17 protein-coding genes are annotated in these 19,273 nt (G+C 61.7%); 7 read left to right on the top strand and 10 right to left on the bottom strand.

The window, feature by feature from the left end; translation table 11 throughout:
* Positions 1 to 7: 7 nt before the first annotated feature.
* The 4 genes from glyA to WHX55_RS20530 all read left to right on the top strand — a co-directional run bounded on the left by glyA (position 8) and on the right by WHX55_RS20530 (position 3,928).
* Positions 8 to 1,264, top strand: coding sequence for a serine hydroxymethyltransferase (glyA, locus tag WHX55_RS20515; protein WP_353741192.1), 1,257 nt, complete (start codon positions 8 to 10; stop codon positions 1,262 to 1,264).
* 166 nt (positions 1,265 to 1,430) lie between these two features.
* Positions 1,431 to 2,420: a lipoyl synthase gene (lipA, locus tag WHX55_RS20520; RefSeq protein WP_353741193.1), complete on the top strand. Its 990-nt coding sequence runs from the start codon at positions 1,431 to 1,433 to the stop codon at positions 2,418 to 2,420.
* A 33-nt stretch (positions 2,421 to 2,453) separates the two neighbouring features.
* Entirely contained in the window at positions 2,454 to 3,212 is a 759-nt protein-coding gene (locus WHX55_RS20525) for a M15 family metallopeptidase (RefSeq protein ID WP_353741194.1), read from the top strand.
* Positions 3,209 to 3,928 carry a L,D-transpeptidase family protein gene (locus WHX55_RS20530; RefSeq protein ID WP_353741195.1) on the top strand — a complete coding sequence of 240 codons (720 nt, stop codon included), beginning with the start codon at positions 3,209 to 3,211 and terminating at the stop codon, positions 3,926 to 3,928. Before WHX55_RS20525 ends, WHX55_RS20530 begins: the two co-directional genes overlap by 4 nt.
* A gap of 131 nt (positions 3,929 to 4,059) precedes the next feature.
* On the opposite strand, the gene WHX55_RS20535 is transcribed toward WHX55_RS20530, so the two are convergent.
* From WHX55_RS20535 to WHX55_RS20565, 7 genes are all read right to left on the bottom strand, one after another.
* Entirely contained in the window at positions 4,060 to 5,448 is a 1,389-nt protein-coding gene (locus WHX55_RS20535; RefSeq protein WP_353741196.1) for a cytosine permease, read from the bottom strand.
* Positions 5,449 to 5,494: 46 nt separating this feature from the next.
* Positions 5,495 to 6,235, bottom strand: a complete 741-nt coding sequence (locus WHX55_RS20540; protein ID WP_150725966.1) for a TorF family putative porin — start codon at positions 6,233 to 6,235, stop codon at positions 5,495 to 5,497.
* A gap of 108 nt (positions 6,236 to 6,343) precedes the next feature.
* A complete protein-coding gene (locus WHX55_RS20545) occupies positions 6,344 to 8,083 on the bottom strand; it encodes an amidohydrolase (protein ID WP_150725965.1) in 1,740 nt (579 codons plus the stop codon).
* Positions 8,084 to 8,101: 18 nt separating this feature from the next.
* Positions 8,102 to 9,898, bottom strand: coding sequence for an amidohydrolase (locus tag WHX55_RS20550; protein WP_353743074.1), 1,797 nt, complete (start codon positions 9,896 to 9,898; stop codon positions 8,102 to 8,104).
* Positions 9,899 to 10,099: 201 nt separating this feature from the next.
* Positions 10,100 to 11,122: a helix-turn-helix transcriptional regulator gene (locus WHX55_RS20555; protein ID WP_150755596.1), complete on the bottom strand. Its 1,023-nt coding sequence runs from the start codon at positions 11,120 to 11,122 to the stop codon at positions 10,100 to 10,102.
* An 86-nt stretch (positions 11,123 to 11,208) separates the two neighbouring features.
* Positions 11,209 to 12,051: a nitrilase family protein gene (locus WHX55_RS20560; protein ID WP_150755595.1), complete on the bottom strand. Its 843-nt coding sequence runs from the start codon at positions 12,049 to 12,051 to the stop codon at positions 11,209 to 11,211.
* Positions 12,048 to 13,547: a cytosine permease gene (locus tag WHX55_RS20565; protein WP_150755594.1), complete on the bottom strand. Its 1,500-nt coding sequence runs from the start codon at positions 13,545 to 13,547 to the stop codon at positions 12,048 to 12,050. Before WHX55_RS20565 ends, WHX55_RS20560 begins: the two co-directional genes overlap by 4 nt.
* Positions 13,548 to 13,746: 199 nt before the next feature.
* On the opposite strand from WHX55_RS20565, the gene WHX55_RS20570 reads away from it, so the two are divergent.
* Positions 13,747 to 14,649 carry a LysR family transcriptional regulator gene (locus WHX55_RS20570; protein WP_150755593.1) on the top strand — a complete coding sequence of 301 codons (903 nt, stop codon included), beginning with the start codon at positions 13,747 to 13,749 and terminating at the stop codon, positions 14,647 to 14,649.
* Positions 14,650 to 15,064: 415 nt separating this feature from the next.
* On the opposite strand, the gene WHX55_RS20575 is transcribed toward WHX55_RS20570, so the two are convergent.
* Complete coding sequence (locus tag WHX55_RS20575) at positions 15,065 to 15,598, bottom strand: cysteine hydrolase family protein (RefSeq protein WP_150755592.1); 534 nt, start codon at positions 15,596 to 15,598, stop codon at positions 15,065 to 15,067.
* 69 nt (positions 15,599 to 15,667) lie between these two features.
* On the bottom strand, positions 15,668 to 17,395 hold the full coding sequence (gene ggt / locus WHX55_RS20580; protein WP_353741197.1) for a gamma-glutamyltransferase: 1,728 nt from the start codon (positions 17,393 to 17,395) through the stop codon (positions 15,668 to 15,670).
* A 136-nt stretch (positions 17,396 to 17,531) separates the two neighbouring features.
* Between ggt and WHX55_RS20585 the strand changes: the two genes are divergently transcribed.
* A complete protein-coding gene (locus WHX55_RS20585; protein ID WP_150755590.1) occupies positions 17,532 to 18,044 on the top strand; it encodes a methylated-DNA--[protein]-cysteine S-methyltransferase in 513 nt (170 codons plus the stop codon).
* Positions 18,045 to 18,062: 18 nt separating this feature from the next.
* On the opposite strand, the gene WHX55_RS20590 is transcribed toward WHX55_RS20585, so the two are convergent.
* Positions 18,063 to 18,650, bottom strand: coding sequence for an NUDIX domain-containing protein (locus WHX55_RS20590; RefSeq protein WP_353741198.1), 588 nt, complete (start codon positions 18,648 to 18,650; stop codon positions 18,063 to 18,065).
* Between the two features lie 166 nt (positions 18,651 to 18,816).
* On the opposite strand from WHX55_RS20590, the gene WHX55_RS20595 reads away from it, so the two are divergent.
* Positions 18,817 to 19,242 carry a GNAT family N-acetyltransferase gene (locus tag WHX55_RS20595; protein ID WP_151214434.1) on the top strand — a complete coding sequence of 142 codons (426 nt, stop codon included), beginning with the start codon at positions 18,817 to 18,819 and terminating at the stop codon, positions 19,240 to 19,242.
* Positions 19,243 to 19,273: the final 31 nt, after the last annotated feature.

Below are 19,273 nucleotides of genomic sequence, written 5' to 3' on the forward strand. Positions count from 1 at the left end.
CCACACTATGTTCAGCAAGCAGGACCAGATCAAAGGCTATGACGACGAACTGCTGGCGGCGATGAACGCCGAGGATGCGCGGCAGGAACACCATATCGAACTGATCGCCTCGGAAAACTACACCAGCCAGCGGGTGATGGAGGCACAAGGCAGCGGCCTGACCAACAAGTACGCCGAAGGCTATCCGGGCAAGCGTTACTACGGCGGCTGCGAGCACGTCGATGTGGTCGAACAACTGGCCATCGACCGCGCCAAGCAGCTGTTCGGCGCCGACTACGCCAACGTCCAGCCGCACTCCGGCAGCCAGGCCAACGCCGCGGTGTATCTGGCCTTGCTGCAAGCCGGCGACACCGTGCTGGGCATGAGCCTGGCCCACGGCGGTCACCTGACCCACGGCGCCAAGGTGAGTTTTTCCGGCAAGCTGTACAACGCCGTGCAGTACGGCATTGACACCACCACGGGCCTGATCGACTACGACGAAGTCGAACGCCTGGCGGTCGAGCACAAGCCGAAGATGATCATCGCCGGGTTCTCCGCTTACTCCAAAACCCTGGACTTCCCGCGCTTCCGCCAGATCGCCGATAAGGTCGGCGCGTACTTCTTCGTCGACATGGCCCACGTCGCCGGGCTGGTAGCCACCGGTCTGTACCCGAACCCGCTGCCCTACGCTGACGTGGTGACCACCACCACCCACAAGACCCTGCGCGGTCCACGTGGCGGTTTGATCCTGGCCAAGGCCAATCCTGAACTTGAGAAAAAGCTCAACGCCGCGGTGTTCCCTGGTGGTCAGGGTGGGCCGTTGATGCACGTGATCGCTGCCAAGGCCGTGTGTTTCAAGGAAGCGCTGGAGCCAGCGTTCAAGACTTATCAGGCGCAAGTGATCCGCAACGCCCAGGCCATGGCGCAGGTCTTCATCGAGCGCGGTTACGACGTGGTGTCCGGCGGCACCGACAACCACTTGTTCCTGGTCAGCCTGATCCGCCAGGGCCTGACCGGCAAAGACGCCGACGCCGCCCTCGGTCGCGCCGGCATCACCGTGAACAAGAACGCCGTGCCCAACGATCCGCAATCGCCGTTCGTGACCTCCGGTTTGCGCATTGGTACGCCGGCGATTACCAGTCGTGGCTTCAAGGAAGCGCAGAGCATTGCGTTGGCGGGCTGGATTTGTGACATCCTCGATCACCTCGGCGATGCCGATATCGAGGCCAATGTCGCCCGCCAGGCTGCAGCGCTTTGTGCCGATTTCCCGGTCTACCGCGACTGAACAAACACGACAAAACCATATGGAAAAAACCCTGTGGGAGCGAGCTTGCTCGCGATGGGGCCATTACATTCAGCATTGATGTTGAATGAAAGTCCGCCATCGCGAGCAAGCTCGCTCCCACAGGGTCTCCCACAGGTTCAGTACCCTGCTGCACAAGGAAAGCATCATGAATGCCATTGTCGATTCGACCAGCAAAAGCCCGGCCAAAGTAGAAATCGGCACCAAACTGCGCGGCGCGGAAAAGGTCGCGCGGATCCCGGTGAAGATCATTCCCACGGATGAATTCCCGCGCAAACCCGACTGGATTCGCGTGCGCATGCCGATCTCTCCCGAGGTCGACCGGATCAAGCAACTGCTGCGCAAGCACAAGCTGCACAGCGTCTGCGAAGAAGCGTCCTGCCCGAACCTCGGTGAATGTTTCTCCGGTGGTACCGCGACCTTCATGATCATGGGCGACATCTGCACCCGCCGCTGTCCGTTCTGCGATGTCGGCCATGGCCGGCCCAAGCCGCTGGACGCCAACGAGCCGATGAACCTGGCCGTGGCCATCGCCGAGCTGCGCCTGAAGTACGTGGTGATCACCTCGGTGGACCGCGACGACTTGCGCGACGGCGGTGCCCAACACTTTGTCGATTGCCTGCGGGAAATCCGCAAGCTGTCCCCCGGCATTCAATTGGAAACCCTGGTGCCGGATTATCGCGGACGCATGGACGTGGCCCTGGCGATCACCGCCAATGAGCCGCCGGATGTGTTCAACCACAACCTGGAAACCGTACCGCGCCTGTACAAGGCCGCGCGGCCGGGTTCGGACTTCGAGTGGTCGCTGGACCTGCTGCAGAAATTCAAGCAATCGGTGCCCCATGTGCCGACCAAATCCGGCCTGATGCTGGGCCTTGGCGAAACCGACGAGGAAGTCATCGAGGTCATGCAGCGCATGCGCGAGCACGACATCGACATGCTGACCCTCGGCCAATACCTGCAACCCTCGCGCAGCCACTTGCCGGTGCAGCGCTTCGTGCATCCGGACACCTTTGCCTGGTTCGCCGAGGAAGGCATGCGCATGGGCTTCAAGAACGTGGCGTCCGGGCCGCTGGTTCGTTCGTCCTATCACGCCGATCAACAACTTCATGGAGGTACAGCCGGTTTCAAGCCATGATGAGGTGACTGATCATGCACGGAGCCGCTCCCGATGTTGCGTTCACCCTGTCTGTTGTTGCTGTGTCTGAGCCTTGCCACGCCGTGCATGGCCGACGCGTCGAAACCAGGGCACATGGTGTATGTGCGCAGCGTCGACCCGGGCATCGAGCAGGACATCCGCTACGCCAGCGCGCACAACTTCACCGGGCATCCGCTCGACGGCTACCAGGCGGCGGAGTGTCTGTTGTCGGCAGACGCGGCCAAGGCCCTGGCCCGGGTGCAAACGGCCCTCAAGGCCGAAGGCTACGGCTTGAAAGTGTTCGACTGCTATCGACCCAAGCGTGCGGTGGCGGACATGGGCCGCTTCGCCACCGAACCGGGTGATCCACTGAAGACCGAGTTCTATCCTCGGGTCGACAAGCAGGATTTCTGGCGCCTGGGTTACGTGGCCCGGGTGTCCAATCATTCCCGGGGCAACACCGTAGACCTGACGATGACCGGCCCCGACGCCCTGCCCGCCGACACCTGGACGCCTTCAGTCACGCCAGTGGATTGCACCGCCCCTTACGGCCAGCGCTGGCGCGACGGCGCGCTCGACATGGGCACCGGTTTCGATTGCTTTGATGAGCGGGCCCACACCGACTCGGCGCTGATCAACGCCACGGCCAAAGCCAATCGCCAGCGACTGACCAGTGCCATGGCCAAGGAAGGCTTCTTGGGTTATTCGGCCGAGTGGTGGCACTTCACGTACAGCGGGAATCCGCCGAAGCCGGACGTCATGGACTTCCCCATCACGTCGCTTGCACCATGAACATTCTGCTCAAGACCCTGTTGGTGGCGTTGTTTCCGCTGGCCGCAATGGCCCAGGGACTCGACGGCAGCGACCAACTGATCGTGGTCACCAGCAAAAACTGGGATGACATCCAGGGGACTGCCCAGCGCTATGAGCGGCACGGGCAGACCTTTGAAAAATTCGAATCTCCCTTTGCAGTCGTTCTCGGCAAGAACGGCATGGGTTGGGGCAAGGGGCTGCTCGATATCGGGCAACCTGAAGGACCGATCAAACAGGAAGGCGATGGCAAGGCGCCGGCAGGCATGTTCAAGCTGGGCACGGCGTTCGGCTACGCGCCTTCGGCCGAAACCCGCCTGCCTTATCTACCGCTGACGCCGGCCATCGAATGCGTGGATGACAGCCAATCGACTCGCTACAACGAACTGGTCGACGGAGCGGTCGTGGAAAAGGACTGGAGCAGTTCCGAACGGATGCGCCGCTCGGATGAGCTGTACCGCCAAGGCATCGTCATCCAGCACAACACTCCGGCCACTCCCGCCGCAGGGTCATGCATTTTCTTCCACATCTGGCGCGGCCCTGCGGCGCCGACCCGTGGCTGTACGGCCATGGACCCGGCGGATATCGCGCGGTTGTTCGACTGGCTGGACCCGGGCAAATCCCCGGTGCTGGTGCAACTGCCTGAAGTGCAGTACGAGCAGATGCGTGAGCACTGGAAGCTTCCCGAACGCCAGTAAACGCTGAACCCTGTGGCGAGGGGGCTTGCCCCCGTTGGGCTGCGAAGCGGCCCCAAAAGATGGGACTGCTACGCAGTCCAACGGGGGCAAGCCCCCTCGCCACAAAAGCTCCCTCGCCACAAATGCGGGCATTACCCCCGCTCAACCACCACCGCACCCATCGACGGTTTGGCCAGCGCGTAATAGATCACACCCGGCACCAGCAGCCCGACGATCCAGGAAATATCCACGCCGCCCAATTGCGCAACCATCGGCCCGGAGTAGAAATGGGTGTCGACAAAAGGCAACTGGATCAACACACCGATCACATAGACGCTGATCCCCAGCACGTTCCAGCGACCGTAGCGCCCGTTCGGGTCGGACAGTGCCGGGATGTCGTAACGCTCCTTGTTGATGAAGTAGTAATCCACCAGGTTGATCGCGCTCCACGGGGTGAAGAACGTCAGCAAAAACAGGATGAAGTACTTGAACGAGTTGAGGAACGAGTACTGCCCCAGCAATGCCAGCGCGGTGGACGCCGCGACGATCAGCAGCACAAACAGCATGCGCTGGCGGGCGGTGATTTCCAGGCGACGACGGAAGCCACTGATGATGGTGGCGATGCACATGAAACTGCCGTAGGCGTTGAGAGTGGACACCGTGACCTTGCCGAACACAATGCTCAGGTACAGCAAGGACGCGATCACACCGCTACTGCCCAGGCCGACAATGGTCGCCACTTCGTGTCCACGGAAATTCGCCCCGGCCAGTGCGGCGGCGAACACCCCCAGCACCATCGAAGTCTGGGCCCCCAGCACTGTGCCGAGGCCCACGGCGGTGAAGGTTTTCCACGATGACGTCTTGCTCGGCAGGTAGCGCGAGTAGTCCGCCACGTAGGGGCCGAAGGCGATCTGCCAGGACGCCGAGAGCGACACCGCCAGCAGGAAGGTGCTCCAGCCAAAATGACGATTGTCGAGCAGCAGGCCGATGTCGTTGAGGGTCATCAACCGGGTGAACAGGTAGGCGAAGGCGATGATGCCGAGCACGCTGGTCACCCGCCCGACCAGATGAATCACCCGATAACCGAAGATCGTCAGGAACGCGATGCACGCCGCGAAGATCAGGATGCCGGTGCTGTCGCTGACACTGATCAACTGCGCAATCGCCTGCCCCGACAGCACCGCGCCGGTGGCGCTGAAACCCAGGTACATCAGGCACACCAGGACAATCGGGATCGCCGCGCCATACACCCCGAACTGCACGCGACTGGAGATCATCTGCGGCAGCCCGAGCTTCGGCCCTTGTGCCGCGTGCAGCGCCACCACGGCACCGCCGAGCACTTGCCCGATCAGCAAGCCGATCAGCGACCAGAACACATCGCCGCCCAGCACCACGGCCAGGGCGCCGGTGACGATGGCGGTGATTTGCAGGTTGGCGCCGAGCCACAGGGTGAACTGGCTGTAGAGACTGCCGTGTCGCTCAGCCTCGGGAATGAAATCGATCGAGCGGGTCTCGATCAGGGGACTGCGTTGCGCACTCATGACGGTGTTTCCTTTGTGGAACTGTTTTTGTTGTCAGGGACGGAATTTAAAAGGTCTTGGTTGCGCTGGCTACAACTGTCGCCGAACAGAGGTCGTCATAGCCGTACCAACTGCTGCACTCGCTTTTCGACAGGTCGGTGTCGACGTAGCTCAGCCCCCAGGTGACGCCGACGAAGTCGCGGGTCAACTTGGCTTCCCACTCGTAGTAAGACTCACGGCTATCGCCATTGGCGGACCAGAACGCGGGATCATTCACATCGTTGCGCCCAAAGCGCAGGTCCAGGCCGACTTCGGCCGGCAAATCGATTTTGTAGCCCACGTAGGTGTAAAGGGTGTCCTGGTCCTCGCCGAAAAAGTTCGGCGTGTCCTTGGAGTAAAAAGCACCCAGCTTCACGCCGTACAGGTCGAGGACGGCGTACGCCTCACTGAGGTTGAATTCGGAGTTTTTCGGGTAGTCGTACTTGATGTAGCCCAGGTCCAGGCTGATGGCGTCCGTGGCCTGCCAGTAGTAACCGGCGTAGTACTCACGTTCCTGGCGGGTGTCGAAGCCGCCGCCGAAATCGACGTTGGAGGTCCAGGCGCCGATGTACAGGCCGCTGCTGTGCAGCAGCGTTGCGCCGCCCTGCACTGCCGGATCGCCCAGGGTCTGCGAGATGCCACGGGTGCGGTAGTCGCTGACGACGCCCAGGGTCATCTCCAGGCTGAAATCATCGTTGAGTGTCAGGGCCTGGCTGGTCAGGGGGATCAATGCCAGTGTCGCGAGGGTCAATGCTGAAAGTGCGTTCATACAGTTCTCTTGTTGTTATGGCGTACGGGGAATTTCAGGCATGGCGATGCCAGGCCCCTCGCGCGACGAGGGGCTGGCCGTTTGTTGCGGGTGCTGGGTGTACGCAGGTCAGGACGCGGGGGCGTAGACCTGCTTGCCGGCGAAGAAGGTGTTGAGGACTTTGGTTTCGAACAGGTCGTCATCGCTGACCTTGAACACATCGCGGTCGAGGATGATCAGGTCGGCCTGCTTACCCGGTGCCAGCGAACCGATCTGCTGATCCAGGCGCAGGGTTTTCGCCGCGTTGATGGTGTAGGCGTAGAACATGGTCTGGCGGTCGATGCTTTCCTTGGCATTGAGTACGCCCAACGGACCTTTGCGCGTGCTGGCCTGGGCAATGGCGTTGAACGGGTTGGCGCTCGACACCGGCCAGTCGCTGCCACCGGCAATCGTCGCGCCGGCGTTATGCAAGGACCGCGCGGGATACTGGTAACCGTAGGCAAAGGCGCTGATGTAAGGCTTGACCAGTTCGACGGTGTAGGACTCGCCGGTGGCCCACAGCAGTTGCATCGAGGCGATCACGCCCAGTTCCTTGAAGCGTGGAAACTCCTTGGGATTGACCAGTTGCAGGTGCGCAACGCTGTGGGGCACGGGCGTCGGGCTGAGCTTGCGCGCATACGCCACGCCATTGAGCGCTTCACGCACCGCGCGGTCGCCGACGGCGTGCATGTGCACGATCCAGCCGCGTTTTTCCGCCGCCACCACCAGTTCACCGAAGTGCGCCGGGTCGGTCAGCAGTTGACCGTCCTTGTGGCTGTTCTTGTACGGCACGACGACTGCCGCCGTTTGTCCCGGGAACTCGAGAATACCGTCGACAAATATCTTCACGCCGGGGAACGTCAGGTTAGGCACGCCCTCGAACTGCTTCATCACCGTGGCGATCACTTCCAGGTCGGCAGGTTTGCTCTTCGGATTGGTGACCATCAACGCAGCGACGTGGGCACTGAGTTCGCCGCTCTGCGCCAGCTCCTTGTACAGCGGCAGCACGCCGACACTTTCGGCGGTGGCATGGAAATCGAACAGCGAATCTTCACTGCCGCCGTTCGCCGCCGCGTCCATCCAGGCGGTGACGCCGAATTGGTTGTTGATCTTCACCGCCTCGCGAGCGGCCTTGAGCATGGCCTCCGGGCTCGGCGCCGGAATACCGTTGCGCACCACGTCCCAGCGGGACTCGGCAAAGTAGCCGTTAGGGGTGAAGTCCGCTTCATGGCCGACGAAGCTGCGCTCTTTCTCCGGCAGGCTCTTGACCAGTGCCGCGTCGATGTTCAGCCGCTTGAGCATCGCGTTGTTGGCCCAACCGGTGTGCCCGTCGATGCCGCTGAAGACGATGGGCTGATCGGCCCAGCGCCCCTGGTTGAACACCTTGCCGAGTTCACGGCTCTTCTCCCAGTAGGCCGAACTGACCCCGGCCACGCTGATTACATCACCGGAGCGGGCACGCCCGGCCTTGTCTTCTTCGATCAACCATTGCTCCAGTTCCGGCAAGGGTTTGACCTCGTCCAGCAGGTTGGCCTTCATGCTGTCGAAAGCGCCCGAGACCGGGTGGCTGTGGGTGTCGATCATGCCCGGCATCAACACTTTGCCCGCCAGGTCGATGCGCTGGGTCTTGGCATCGGCCAGGGCATTGATTTCGGCATCGCTGCCCACTTTCAGAATCTTGCCGTCTTGCACCGCAACAGCCTGCACCAGTGCCTGACCGGGTTCGGCGGTAAAGACTTTGCCGTTGAACAACACCAGGTCAGCGGCGGCCATGGCCTGCACCGACGATAGGGCCAGCGCGGCGGCCAACAGGTTTGGAATCAATCGCATCGGAACGCTCTCTAGTTTTTATGGGGCGGATCGGGAAGTAACCGCTTGGGAAACCACGTGCGGCGCAAGCCCCAGGAACGGCGCCTTGGCCCACACGACCTTGCCGCCGACCAGCGTCAGCAGCACGTCATTGCGGCCCAGTTCCTCCTCGGGCACCTGCATGAAGTTCTTGTCGAGCACGATCAGGTCAGCGAACTTGCCGACTTCGACCGACCCCAGCACCGCGTCCAGCTTCAACTGCTCGGCGGAACTAAGGGTGATGCTGCGCAGCGCTTCGGCTCGCGACAGCGCCGGATCGGCATTGAGTCGCCCGGCATACTTCGGCCCATAGCTGTGCGGATTGGTCGGGTCGCCGGCACGGGTGACGCCGACTTTCAACGCCAGGAATTCATCCAGCGGATCGACCGGCCAATCACTGCCAAACGCCACGCGGCCGCCGGCATGGGCGATGCTGCCTGAGGGTTCCATGCGCTCGAATCGCTCGGCGCCAAGGTGATCACTGGTGCCGTCGACCGTGGACGGTGCCTGCTGCGCCCACTGGAACGACATGGTGGCCGTGACGTCCAGAGCCTTGAAACGCGAATAGTCGGCAGGGTCGACAGACTCGGCGTGCGCGATGGCCGGGCGGAAGTCTTGACCGGGCAGTTGCTTGCGCACATAGGCGACGCTGTCCAGTGCATCGCGCACCGCACGCTCGCCGGTGGCGTGCAGGTGCGGATCGAAACCGGCCTTCACCGCTTGCAGCAACAACGGGTTGAGCACTTGCGGTGGGAAGTACAGTTCGCCCAGGTTCTTGCCCGGCGTCCACTTCGGCGCCTTGTCGGTGCCGCTGTTGTGCAGGTACGGGGTCAACATGGCGCCGGTGTCCGCCGGGGCATTAATGATGCCGTCCATGAACAGTTTGACGTGGCGCATGTTCACGCCCGGCGCGACATGCACTTCGCCCTGGTCGTAGGTGCTGGCCAAGACCTTGGCCTCGGCGATGGTTTTCACCGGGTCGGCGGCAGCGGCGGCCGGGTCCAGTTTGATCGCCAGCAAGGCCCGGGCGGTCAGTTCGCCGGACTTTTGCAGGCTGGTGAAGGCTTTGCCGTTTTCCGGGCCGGACAGCGCATCCATGAAACTGGTGATGCCTTGCTGGCGCATGGCGTCGAGGGCTGCGCGAACCTGATTGAGTTTTTCCGCGTCGGTGGCAGGCGGCACCACGGCGGCCAACGATTCGGCGGCGCCGTCTTCACAGATGCCGTTCGGGTTGCCGGCGCTGTCGCGTCGGTATTTGCCGTCTTCGGGGTCGGCGGTGTTCTTGTTGATGCCGGCCAGTTCCAGGCCGCGAGAGTTGGTCAGCACGGTGTGGAAGTCGGTGGAGCGCACCTGGATCGGACGCTTGGTCTTGAGCACGTCCAGGGTCGATTTGTCGGCGTCGCCGTCGAGCCCGGTCATGCCCATGCGGTCCCAGCTGCCGACTTCCAGCCAGACATCCGGGCCCTTGTCCTTGTCGGCATCGAGGCAGGCCTGGATGCTCGCCTGAAACTGCGCGCGGGTCATGGTCTGGTATTTCAGGTCGCACAAGGTCATGGCGCGACCGCCATCCCCCGGGTGCATGTGCGCATCGACGAAGCCCGGCATCAGCATGCGCCCGGCCAGGTCGATCAGTTGGGTTTGCTTGCCGATGTAGCCGTCGACCCCGGCATCGCTGCCGACATAGACGATCTTGCCGCCCGAGATGGCAATGGCCTGCTGCACGGAATTCTGGCCATCGACGGTGTAGACGTAGCCATTGCGCATGACCGTGTCGGCGGGTGCCGCCGCCAATGCCATGCCGGAAAATGCCGTCGTCGCCGCGAAGGCGACAAAAAGCCTGGAAAGTCTCAAATGCCTCACCCCTGTTCTTATTGTTTTGAAGCGGCCCGAAGCGACTGCGCCAGCCCCTGATAGACAGGGCCTACCCTATAGGGCGCAGCGTTCGAATGGACCTCTGCAAATGAGGAGGGGTAAGGCAAATAATTGAAACGGCTGGGATTAATCCCGGCGCACGGACTCCGCCAGCGCACCCGGCGAACGCAGGGCCGAACCCAGCTCCACCTTGCTTTTCACACCCAACTGCAAGTAGCAATTGCGCAGGTAGGTGCGTACGGTCGCGGGGCTCAAGGCGAGCATTTTGGCGATTTCCTTATAGGAGTGGCCGGCGGCGAACAGCATCGCTGCCGTGCGTTCCCGTGGCGCCAGGCCGTCCCCGCCCGAGGGTGCTTCCAGGGACAGGATGACGTGTCCGGCGTTGGGGCTCAGGGTCAGGGCGCAGCGGCCCAGGCGGATGACGCAGGGCGCCTTCGACAGTTGCGCGATCACCTCGCCCGGCAGCATTGAACCGCTCCAGCCGGGTAATTCCCGTTGAATGGCGGCGCACAACCTGGCGCCCACATACAGCAGGCTGCCGTCCATGCGCGCGACGCCAAAATCACTCGCGCCGTTTTCGCTGTCGAAGCGAATCATGTCCTGCACCTGGAACCGCCACAGCTGGAACAGGTGATCGCAGAATGCCGAAAACAGCTCGGCTTCGTTCTCCTCGAACGCCTGTTCATCCTGGCCACGGTAGAGACAGACGAAAAACATCAAGCCGCTTTCGGGCAGCTCATAGGTGATGCTCATCAAGTGGTAGAGATCGTAGCGCCGGGCGAAATCGTTGACCGCCTCGCACGGGTCGTTGAAACCGTTGTCGCGCACCACCTCACCGGGACGGTTGAGCGTGGCGTGGGAGAACTGATCGTTTGCCGCCACCGGATGCCATTCGGCGGCAAAGGATTCGGGGAGATTGATGCTGCCGTGCATCCAGCTCTGAGGGGGAACATCAGGACCTGGGGTCGACATCTCACCCCACCAGGCAGACGCGAAGGGCACCAGTTGACCGAATGCCTGCAGGCCATCGGCGATGAATCGCGACGCCCCGCTCTCCCGCGCCAACCGGCCAAGGTGCAATACGCAATGATTGAATGCCTTGAGCGTGACCATCGTTGCGTCACCGTCGACTCTATTTCCCTCCCCCATCATTGCGTTCCCGTTCACTGCATGGCCTTTAGTTTCGACGATGCCATGGCCCGTGACGGGCGTCCAGCACGCAACGACATCAACGGTTACAACGTGCTGTGCAGCCCATACAGCTGAGGCCTGCGATCCAGATGCAAGTCATTGCGGGCACTGATGCGCTTGTTGCGCGCCTCGGCGAGGTTCAGCGTGGCCAGCAACAACTGCTCGCCGCCCTGCTCCGCCGGCCCGGCCAACGGGTAGCCGTCGGCGTCGACGATGACCGAACCCTGGACCCAGCCGACCCCGCGTTCATGGCCATAGCGATCACAGGCGGCGATGAACATGCGATTGACCGAGGCATTGGCCTGCACCCGCAGCACTTCGGCCGGGCGCTCGGTCTGCGGCCGCGGACCGTCGGGCCAGTTGACCGGCGCACACAGCAGATCGGCCCCGGCCAGCGCTGGAAGACGCACCCACTCGGGGAATTCCAGGTCGTAGCAAATCAGCATGCCCAGCCGCCCATGCAGCGTTTCGACCACCGGCGGTGGCGCATCGCCGGCCGTGAAAATGTCCTTCTCGGCATCCCACAGATGCGCCTTGCGGTACACCGCGCGCAGGCCATTGGCGTCGATCATCGCCGCGCTGTTGGCCAGTTCGTCACCGGGCAGGCGCTCGCAGAATCCGCCGACGATCACCAGGTTCAGCTCACGGGCCAGGGCCTGCCAAAGCTGCAAGGTCGGACCATCAACGGTTTCCGCCAGGCTCAGCGCTTCATCACGGTCGGCGAACAGATAGCCGCTCTGCACCAGCTCGGGCAACACCACGACTTGCGCACCCTGTAAGGCTGCCTGGCGAATCGCCCGTTCGGTCAGAATGCGGTTGTGGGCCAGGTCGCCGATTTTCGGTGCCAGTTGGCAGCAGGCGACCACGGTATTTTTTACGCTGTTCAACGCCCTGCCTCCGCAGATGAATGGGTCATGGCGACGATGTCGCTCTCGCTCAGCGCGTCGATCACCCGGCGTTCGGCGGCCAGATCGATCGAACGGCTGAGCAGGTAATACGTCAGGCCCGACACCACCAGGCCCACCAGCCAGGCAATGTCCACGCCTTCCAGCACTCGCGCCAGCGGGCCGACGAAGACCTCTTTGCCGGCAGCGGCATCGTAGATGTAGAAGAACGGCACCATGGCGGCGAAGCCGATCAGGTACGAGACGATGCCGCGAAATTGCCAGGCGCCGTAGATGCCCTTCGGCGTGAAGAAATGCGGGATCGCGTAGCGGCCCTTGCGCACGAAGAAGTAGTCCACCAGGTTGACGGCGGTCCACGGCACGAGGAAGTACAGCAACAGCACCAGGAAGGTGTTCAACAGCGCGATGCCGTCACCTTTGATCGACAGCACGCAGGTCAACACAATGACGCTGATCACACTGATCGACAGCACACGGGCACGGGGTGTCGGGGTGATTTTTTTGATCGAGTCGACACCGGTCAGCAGCGTCAGCATGGCGCTGTAGGTGTTGAGGGCGATGATCGGCAGGAAGCCCGCCACCGAGACGATCACCAGCAGATTGCCCAGCCCCGGCACCATCGAGGAGCCGACCTGGTTCAACGCCACCAGCGCATCCGCTGCTTTGAGCTCCTGGGCCAGCCAGGCGCCGAGGCCGATCATCCAGCTGCCGGACAACGAGGCGCCGATGAACACCGCCGCGATCAGTTTCGCCCGGCTGGTGTTTTTCGGCAGGTAACGGGAATAGTCAGACACGTAGGGTGCATAGGAAATGTTGTAGCTGGCACCGATGGCGAACAGCGTGGCGAAGGCCACCCAGTTGAAGCCCAGGTCGGTCGCCGGCGTGACGCCTTCCTGGCCCGCGCCGAACATCAGGGCAATGGTCACCAGTGCGTACAGCGGCAAGGTCGCCAGCAAGGCCCACTTGAAGGCCTTGTGCATCAGGTCGTGGCCGTAGATCGACAACAGCGCGCCGATCAGCACCACGGCCACGGCGACGATGGTCGGGTCAATGCCGAACACATGTTCAAGGCCGTTCATGATCAACGAGATGTTCACCACGTTGAAACCAACGAACACAAACATCGTCGCCATCAACGCCAGGATCACCCCGCGATAACCGAACTGGGCGCGGGACTGGATCATCTGCGGCAGGCCCATTTCCGGGCCTTGTGAGCCGTGGAACGCCATGAAGATAGTGCCGAACATGATGCCCAGGGCACCGGCGAGCATGGTCCACAGCGCGGACAAGCCGAGGCTCGGGCCGACAAAGCCGATGGAGATGGTGAAGAAGTGGAAATTGCCCAGGAACCAGAATGGACCCTGGCTGCTGAGTTTGGCGTGGCGTTCGTTTTCCGGGATGTAGTCGATGGAGTGGCCTTCGATGGCCAACCCGCCGCTCGCCTCGGCGGCGTGCGCAGACACTGGGGAACCTGACATACGATTGTTCCTATGCTGTTGTTTGTTGTTTTTGTGGGTACAGCGCTCGCTACGACGTCCAGTTCAGGTGAAACTCCATAAAAAGCTGACGATGACGCTGGTTTCACGGCAATGTAGGGCGTGAGTCCGGGCAGTAAAATATCGCAGGCACACTGTTCACATAGATCAACATCTATGTAAGCGAGAATCGGGAGCCCCCATGCTGGGAACTGTAACGGAGCTGGATCTGCGCCTGATCCGGGTATTTCTGACCGTCGTCGAAGCGGGCGGCATCTCGGCGGCGCAAACCGCCCTCAACACCACGCAACCCACGATCAGCGCGCAGTTGGCGACGCTGGAAGCCCGGGTCGGTTTCCGTTTGTGCGAGCGCGGGCGCGGCGGGTTTTCGGTAACGCCCAAAGGCACTCAGTTCATCGACGCGGCCCGACGCTTGCTGGCGGCGGCCGAAGGTTTCCGGGTCGAGGTGCAGCACATCAACCGCAAAGTCTCGGGCAGCATCAACATCGGCCTGCTGGGGCAAATCGATCCAGTGGCGAACAGGAAAATCGGCCTGGCTATTGCCCGTTTGCGGGCGCGGCACGAAGGGCTGTACTTCCACTTCACCGAACTGTCGTCGTCGCTGCTGGAAGAAAAAATCATCAACGGCCATATCGACCTGGCCATCGGTTACTTCTGGCATCGTTTGCCCAGCATCGATTATTTCCCGCTGTTCCCGGAAACCCAGATTGCCTATTGCGCGCCCTCGCATCCGCTGTTCGGCCAGGTCGGCGCACTGACTCGCGAAGATGTCAGCGGGTTCGACTGGGTCTGGCCGAGCCATCCGCTGCCGGAAATGCCGGCCCCCACGTCCATCGAGCGCCTGACCGTGCTCACCGACAGCATGGACGGCGCGGCCTTGCTGATCCTGTCCGGCCAGCACCTGGGATTTCTGCCGCAGCACTACGCGACCCGCCATGAACAGCTGGGGCAGTTACACCCGCTGAACCCGGACCTGTTGCGCTATGAAGTCAGCTTTCATGCGGCGGTGCGGCATTCGGCGCGGCAGCGGGACCTGGTGAGTGCGTTCCTCAACGAGCTGATCGAGATTTTCGGAGCGGTGTAAGTCCAGTGGGAGTGAGCCTGCTCGCGAAGCGGTGGGCCAGCCAACATCAATGCTGGCTGTAATGACGTCATCGCGAGCAAGCTCGCTCCCACAGGGGTTGGTGGGTGTACGCAACATCTGCGAGCAACCGGGATTACTGTGGGTGTACGCAACATCTGCCAGCGACCGAAATCACTGTGGGAGCGAGCTTGCTCGCGATGGCGGTGGGTCAGTCAACATCAATACTGGCTGTAACGACGTCATCGCGAGCAGGCTCGCTCCCACAGGGTTAGTGGGTGTACGCAACATCTGCCAGCGACCGAAATTACTGTGGGAGCGAGCTTGCTCGCGATAGCGGTGGGTCAGTCAACACCGATGCTGGCTGTAATGACGCCATCGCGAGCAGGCTCACTCCTACAGGGCGGATGTGGTGGTTTCAGAAGTGGATGTCCTTGGCCGGTATTACATCGATCCGCGCCACGGAGCCGGTGAGGTGCGCCAGGTCCTTGTTGTGCTCGGCAATGATGTCTTCGGCGGTCAGGTTGCCGTTGTCGACGGTGGAATGTGCGTCGCCCGCCAGCACCACGTCGTAGCCCAGTTTCAGGGCCTGGCGCACGGTGGCGTTGACACAGTAATCAGTCTGCAGGCCGCAGATGACCAGGCGCTCGAAGTCCTCTTTCGGCAACAGTTTTTGCAGATTGGTCTGGTAGAACGAATCCCCGGTGGTCTTGCGCACGCGGTGGTCCTTGGGCGAGGTTTCCAGCCCTTCCGCCAGTTGCCAGCCGGCAGCCTCATGCGCCAGCGGGCTGCCCGCTTCTTCGTGCTGGATCAGCACCACGGGCACTCCCGCCTTGCGCGCCCGGGCAGACAGGTCATTGATGGTGTTGATGACCCGTCCAATCTCGAAGCACTCGTATTCACCGGAACACAAAGCCTGTTGGACGTCGATGATTAACAACGCAGTGGTCATGATTTCCTTCCTTGATTTGTCGATGGATCAGGGGACGAACATAAGCCCGTCCCCCTCCGGACACAACCCTCAATAACCCAGCGACAACCCGGTGTTACGCCGTGGGTCGTTCGCCCCGTAGAAACGGTTCTTGCCGACCGGCTTGCCACCCAGGGATGGCGCGCCGACCAGGATCGCCGCCAGGTGGTTGGCATCCTGTGGACCGGCGAACTTGTGGCCCCAGCTCTCGAGGATTTTCACCGTGTCCGGGCTGGTGGTGAAGGCTTCCAGGTTGGTTTCCTCCGGCAGCCACTGTTGGTGGAAACGCGGTGCATCCACCGCTTCCTGGATGTTCATGCCGTAGTCGATCACGTTGAGCATGGTCAGCAAGGTCGCGGTGATGATGCGGCTGCCGCCCGGCGTGCCGACCACCATCACTACTTTGCCGTCCTTGGTGACGATGGTCGGGCTCATGGACGACAGCGGCGCCTTGCCGGGTGCGATAGCGTTGGCCTCGCCCTGCACCAGGCCGTACATGTTCGGCACGCCGATCTTCGAGGTGAAATCGTCCATTTCATCGTTGAGGATGACCCCGGTCTTGCTCGCCATCACGCCGGCACCGAACCAGTCGTTGAGGGTGTAGGTCACCGACACCGCGTTGCCCCACTTGTCGACGATGGAGTAATGGGTAGTGTTGCTGCCTTCATGGGGCGCTACGCCCGGCTTGAGTTCGCTGGATACCGCGGCTTTTTGTGGTTTGATCGCTTCGCGCAGCTTGGTCGCGTAGTTTTTATCCAGCAGATGGGCAATCGGGTTCTTCACGAAGTCCGGGTCGCCCAGGTAGCTGTTGCGGTCCACATAGGCGTGGCGCATGGCCTCGATCTGATAGTGCATGCCCTGGGCCGAGTGATAGCCCAGATCCTTCATCGGATAACCTTCGAGAATGTTCATGATCTCGCAGATCACCACGCCGCCGGAACTCGGTGGCGGTGCGGAAACCACGTGGTAGCCACGGTAGTCGCACTCGATGGGCGCCAGTTCACGGGACTTGTATTTGTCGAGGTCGGCCTGGGTGATGATGCCCTTGTTGGCCTGGCTCGAGGTGACGATGGCGTCGGCCACCCAACCTTTATAGAAACCGTCGGCACCTTTCTCGGAGATCTCCCGCAAGGTCTTGCTCAGGTCCTTTTGCACCAGTTTCTGGCCGACCTGCATCGGCTCGCCTTTGCTCAGGAAGATCGCGCCGGAATCCTTCATGTCCTTCTTGAACATGTCGGTGGCGTAGTCCAGCAGATCGACATCCCCCTGCTCCAGCACGAAACCGTCTTCGGCCAGCTTGATGGCCGGGGCGATGATTTCCTTGCGCGGCTTGGTGCCGTACTTGGACAGCGCCAGTTCCATGCCCGAAACGGTGCCCGGCACGCCCACGGCCAGGTGGCCACGGGTGCTCAAATCGGGAACGACGTTGCCCTCCTTGTCCAGGTACATGTTGGCGGTAGCGGCCAGCGGCGCTTTTTCACGGAAGTCGAGGAAGGTCTTGCGCCCGTCCGCCAGTTGAATGGTCATGAAACCACCGCCGCCGAGGTTGCCTGCCGCGGGATACACCACCGCCAGCGCATAGCCGACCGCGACCGCCGCATCCACGGCGTTGCCGCCGTTCTTCAGCACATCCACGCCCACATGGCTGGCCAGGTGCTGGGCCGTGACCACCATGCCGTTTTCCCCGGTAGCCGGGGCCACGGAGGCGGCATGGGCGGTCAGGCAGCTGAGCGCCAACGAGGTCGCAATCAGCGATTTGGCAAAAGGTTCGTACTTCATGAGTCGGTCTCTTCTTGTCATTAAACGGGGAAACGTTTCAAAAGCCGTTGCCAAGTATGGTCGGGATTACGTATTGCGCCTCCCCGTCGAGGCAGTATCCTTAACGCCTGTTCAGCAATTTTGCGCGAGCCCTGGCATGACCTATACCTGCACCACCGTGGCCTCCCCCGTGGGCCAGTTGAAGCTGGTCGCGAACGGTTCACGACTGGCGGCCATCCTCTGGGAAAACGACAAACCCGGCCGGGTGCGCCTGGGACCGATGAGCGAAGCGCCGGACAATCCGATCCTGGTGCGCACGGCTGCGCAGTTGCGCGAATATTTTTCCGGCACCCGCGATCGCTTCGAACTGGATCTGGATTTTGCCGGCACGGCATTTCAGAAGAAGGTCTGGGCGGCGCTGCTGACCATCCCGTTCGGCGAAACCCGCAGCTACAGCCAGATCGCCGAACAGATCGGTAACCCGACGGCGGTCAGGGCCGTGGGTGCGGCAAATGGCAAGAACCCGATTTCGATCGTGGCGCCGTGTCACCGGGTGATTGGCGCGTCGGGGAAGTTGACCGGGTTCGCCGGTGGGCTTGAGGCGAAGGAGAAGTTGCTCACCCTTGAAGGCGGGCAATGGCCCGGCACCGCGCGTCTGCCAGGCTTTTAACCCTGTAGGAGATTGCGTTTAATTGAAGAGGTTTTTCATCGCCGCATACTGCAACAGCATGATGGTCTTGGCGTCGCAGATTTCGCCGCGGTAAAACGCTTCGAGCGCGTCCTCGAACGCCCACTCCAGCACTTCCAGCTCTTCGGTTTCCGCCTCCAGCCCGCCACCGTCGCTGACTTTCGACTTCGCATCGTATTCGGCAATGAAGAAGTGCAATTTTTCCGTCACCGAACCGGGGCTCATGTACGCCTCGAACACCTTCTGCACATGGTGCACGCGGTACCCCGTCTCTTCCTCCGCTTCATCGCGGATGCGGTCTTCAGGCGCTGCGCCTTCGAGCAGCCCCGCAGCCACTTCGATCAACAGCCCATCGTGACCGTTGACGAACACCGGCAGGCGAAATTGCCGGGTCAGTACCACGGTCCTCTTTTCGCGGTTGTACAACAGAATCGCTGCGCCATTGCCACGGTCGTAGACTTCCCGGGTCTGGCGTTGCCACTCACCGTTGTTGCGTTGGTAATCGAAGGTGATTTTCTTGAGCAGGTACCAGTCGTGGGACAACACCTGAGACTCTAGGATGTTGACCCGCTCGGCTGTGTTCGACATGACAACGCGTCCTGTTATTGGTCTGAGGGTCCACATGTTAAGTGAAAACGGACAGCCTTTGCCCCCTCAAGCAAGCTGCGCGTTGGCGACGGTTCAACTTTTCCGGGGATGGAACAATCGCTGCAACCGGGATAGGCTGCGGCTTCAATGCCATATGGATATAGCCATGAACCTGCGTATCGAACTGTCGCAAAACCCCACGGATGAACAACGACAGGCCATCCTCAAACCGCTGCGCGCGTACAACGGCTCGAAGGCCGAAGGTAACGTGCCTGAGCACATCGCCTTGCTGGTGCGCGACGACAACGACGAGATCCTCGGCGGCCTGCATGGCCGATTGTTTTACCAGTGGCTGTACATCGACTTGCTGGTGGTGCCGGAGCAGGCGCGGGGACAGGGCCTTGGTTCGAAATTGATGCAGATGGCCGAAGACCTGGCGCGGGAGCGGAAATGTGTCGGGCTGTGGCTCGACACCTTTGAATTCCAGGCACCGGAGTTCTACAAGAAATGCGGCTACAGCGAGATCGGGCACATTGCCGATTACCCGCCGGGGCACAAGCACTTCTTCTTCCAGAAGCGCCTGAATTACTGATCAGTACAAAAACCATTGTGGGAGCGAGCCT

The sequence above is a fragment of the Pseudomonas fluorescens genome, assembly GCF_040448305.1.
In the GTDB taxonomy this organism is placed as follows: Bacteria; Pseudomonadota; Gammaproteobacteria; order Pseudomonadales; family Pseudomonadaceae; genus Aquipseudomonas; species Aquipseudomonas fluorescens_BH.

Bases quoted from the DNA above. Each gene is read 5' to 3' on its own strand.
- WHX55_RS20555 (WP_150755596.1), bottom strand. From the start codon at position 11,122: ATGGGGGAGGGAAATAGAGTCGACGGTGACGCAACGATGGTCACGCTC.
- WHX55_RS20540 (WP_150725966.1), bottom strand. From the start codon at position 6,235: ATGAACGCACTTTCAGCATTGACCCTCGCGACACTGGCATTGATCCCC.
- WHX55_RS20565 (WP_150755594.1), bottom strand. From the start codon at position 13,547: ATGTCAGGTTCCCCAGTGTCTGCGCACGCCGCCGAGGCGAGCGGCGGG.
- WHX55_RS20525 (WP_353741194.1), top strand. From the start codon at position 2,454: ATGTTGCGTTCACCCTGTCTGTTGTTGCTGTGTCTGAGCCTTGCCACG.
- WHX55_RS20545 (WP_150725965.1), bottom strand. From the start codon at position 8,083: ATGCGATTGATTCCAAACCTGTTGGCCGCCGCGCTGGCCCTATCGTCG.
- glyA (WP_353741192.1), top strand. From the start codon at position 8: ATGTTCAGCAAGCAGGACCAGATCAAAGGCTATGACGACGAACTGCTG.
- WHX55_RS20530 (WP_353741195.1), top strand. From the start codon at position 3,209: ATGAACATTCTGCTCAAGACCCTGTTGGTGGCGTTGTTTCCGCTGGCC.
- lipA (WP_353741193.1), top strand. From the start codon at position 1,431: ATGAATGCCATTGTCGATTCGACCAGCAAAAGCCCGGCCAAAGTAGAA.
- WHX55_RS20570 (WP_150755593.1), top strand. From the start codon at position 13,747: ATGCTGGGAACTGTAACGGAGCTGGATCTGCGCCTGATCCGGGTATTT.
- WHX55_RS20550 (WP_353743074.1), bottom strand. From the start codon at position 9,898: ATGGCATTGGCGGCGGCACCCGCCGACACGGTCATGCGCAATGGCTAC.
- WHX55_RS20590 (WP_353741198.1), bottom strand. From the start codon at position 18,650: ATGTCGAACACAGCCGAGCGGGTCAACATCCTAGAGTCTCAGGTGTTG.
- WHX55_RS20535 (WP_353741196.1), bottom strand. From the start codon at position 5,448: ATGAGTGCGCAACGCAGTCCCCTGATCGAGACCCGCTCGATCGATTTC.
- WHX55_RS20595 (WP_151214434.1), top strand. From the start codon at position 18,817: ATGAACCTGCGTATCGAACTGTCGCAAAACCCCACGGATGAACAACGA.
- ggt (WP_353741197.1), bottom strand. From the start codon at position 17,395: ATGAAGTACGAACCTTTTGCCAAATCGCTGATTGCGACCTCGTTGGCG.
- WHX55_RS20575 (WP_150755592.1), bottom strand. From the start codon at position 15,598: ATGACCACTGCGTTGTTAATCATCGACGTCCAACAGGCTTTGTGTTCC.
- WHX55_RS20585 (WP_150755590.1), top strand. From the start codon at position 17,532: ATGACCTATACCTGCACCACCGTGGCCTCCCCCGTGGGCCAGTTGAAG.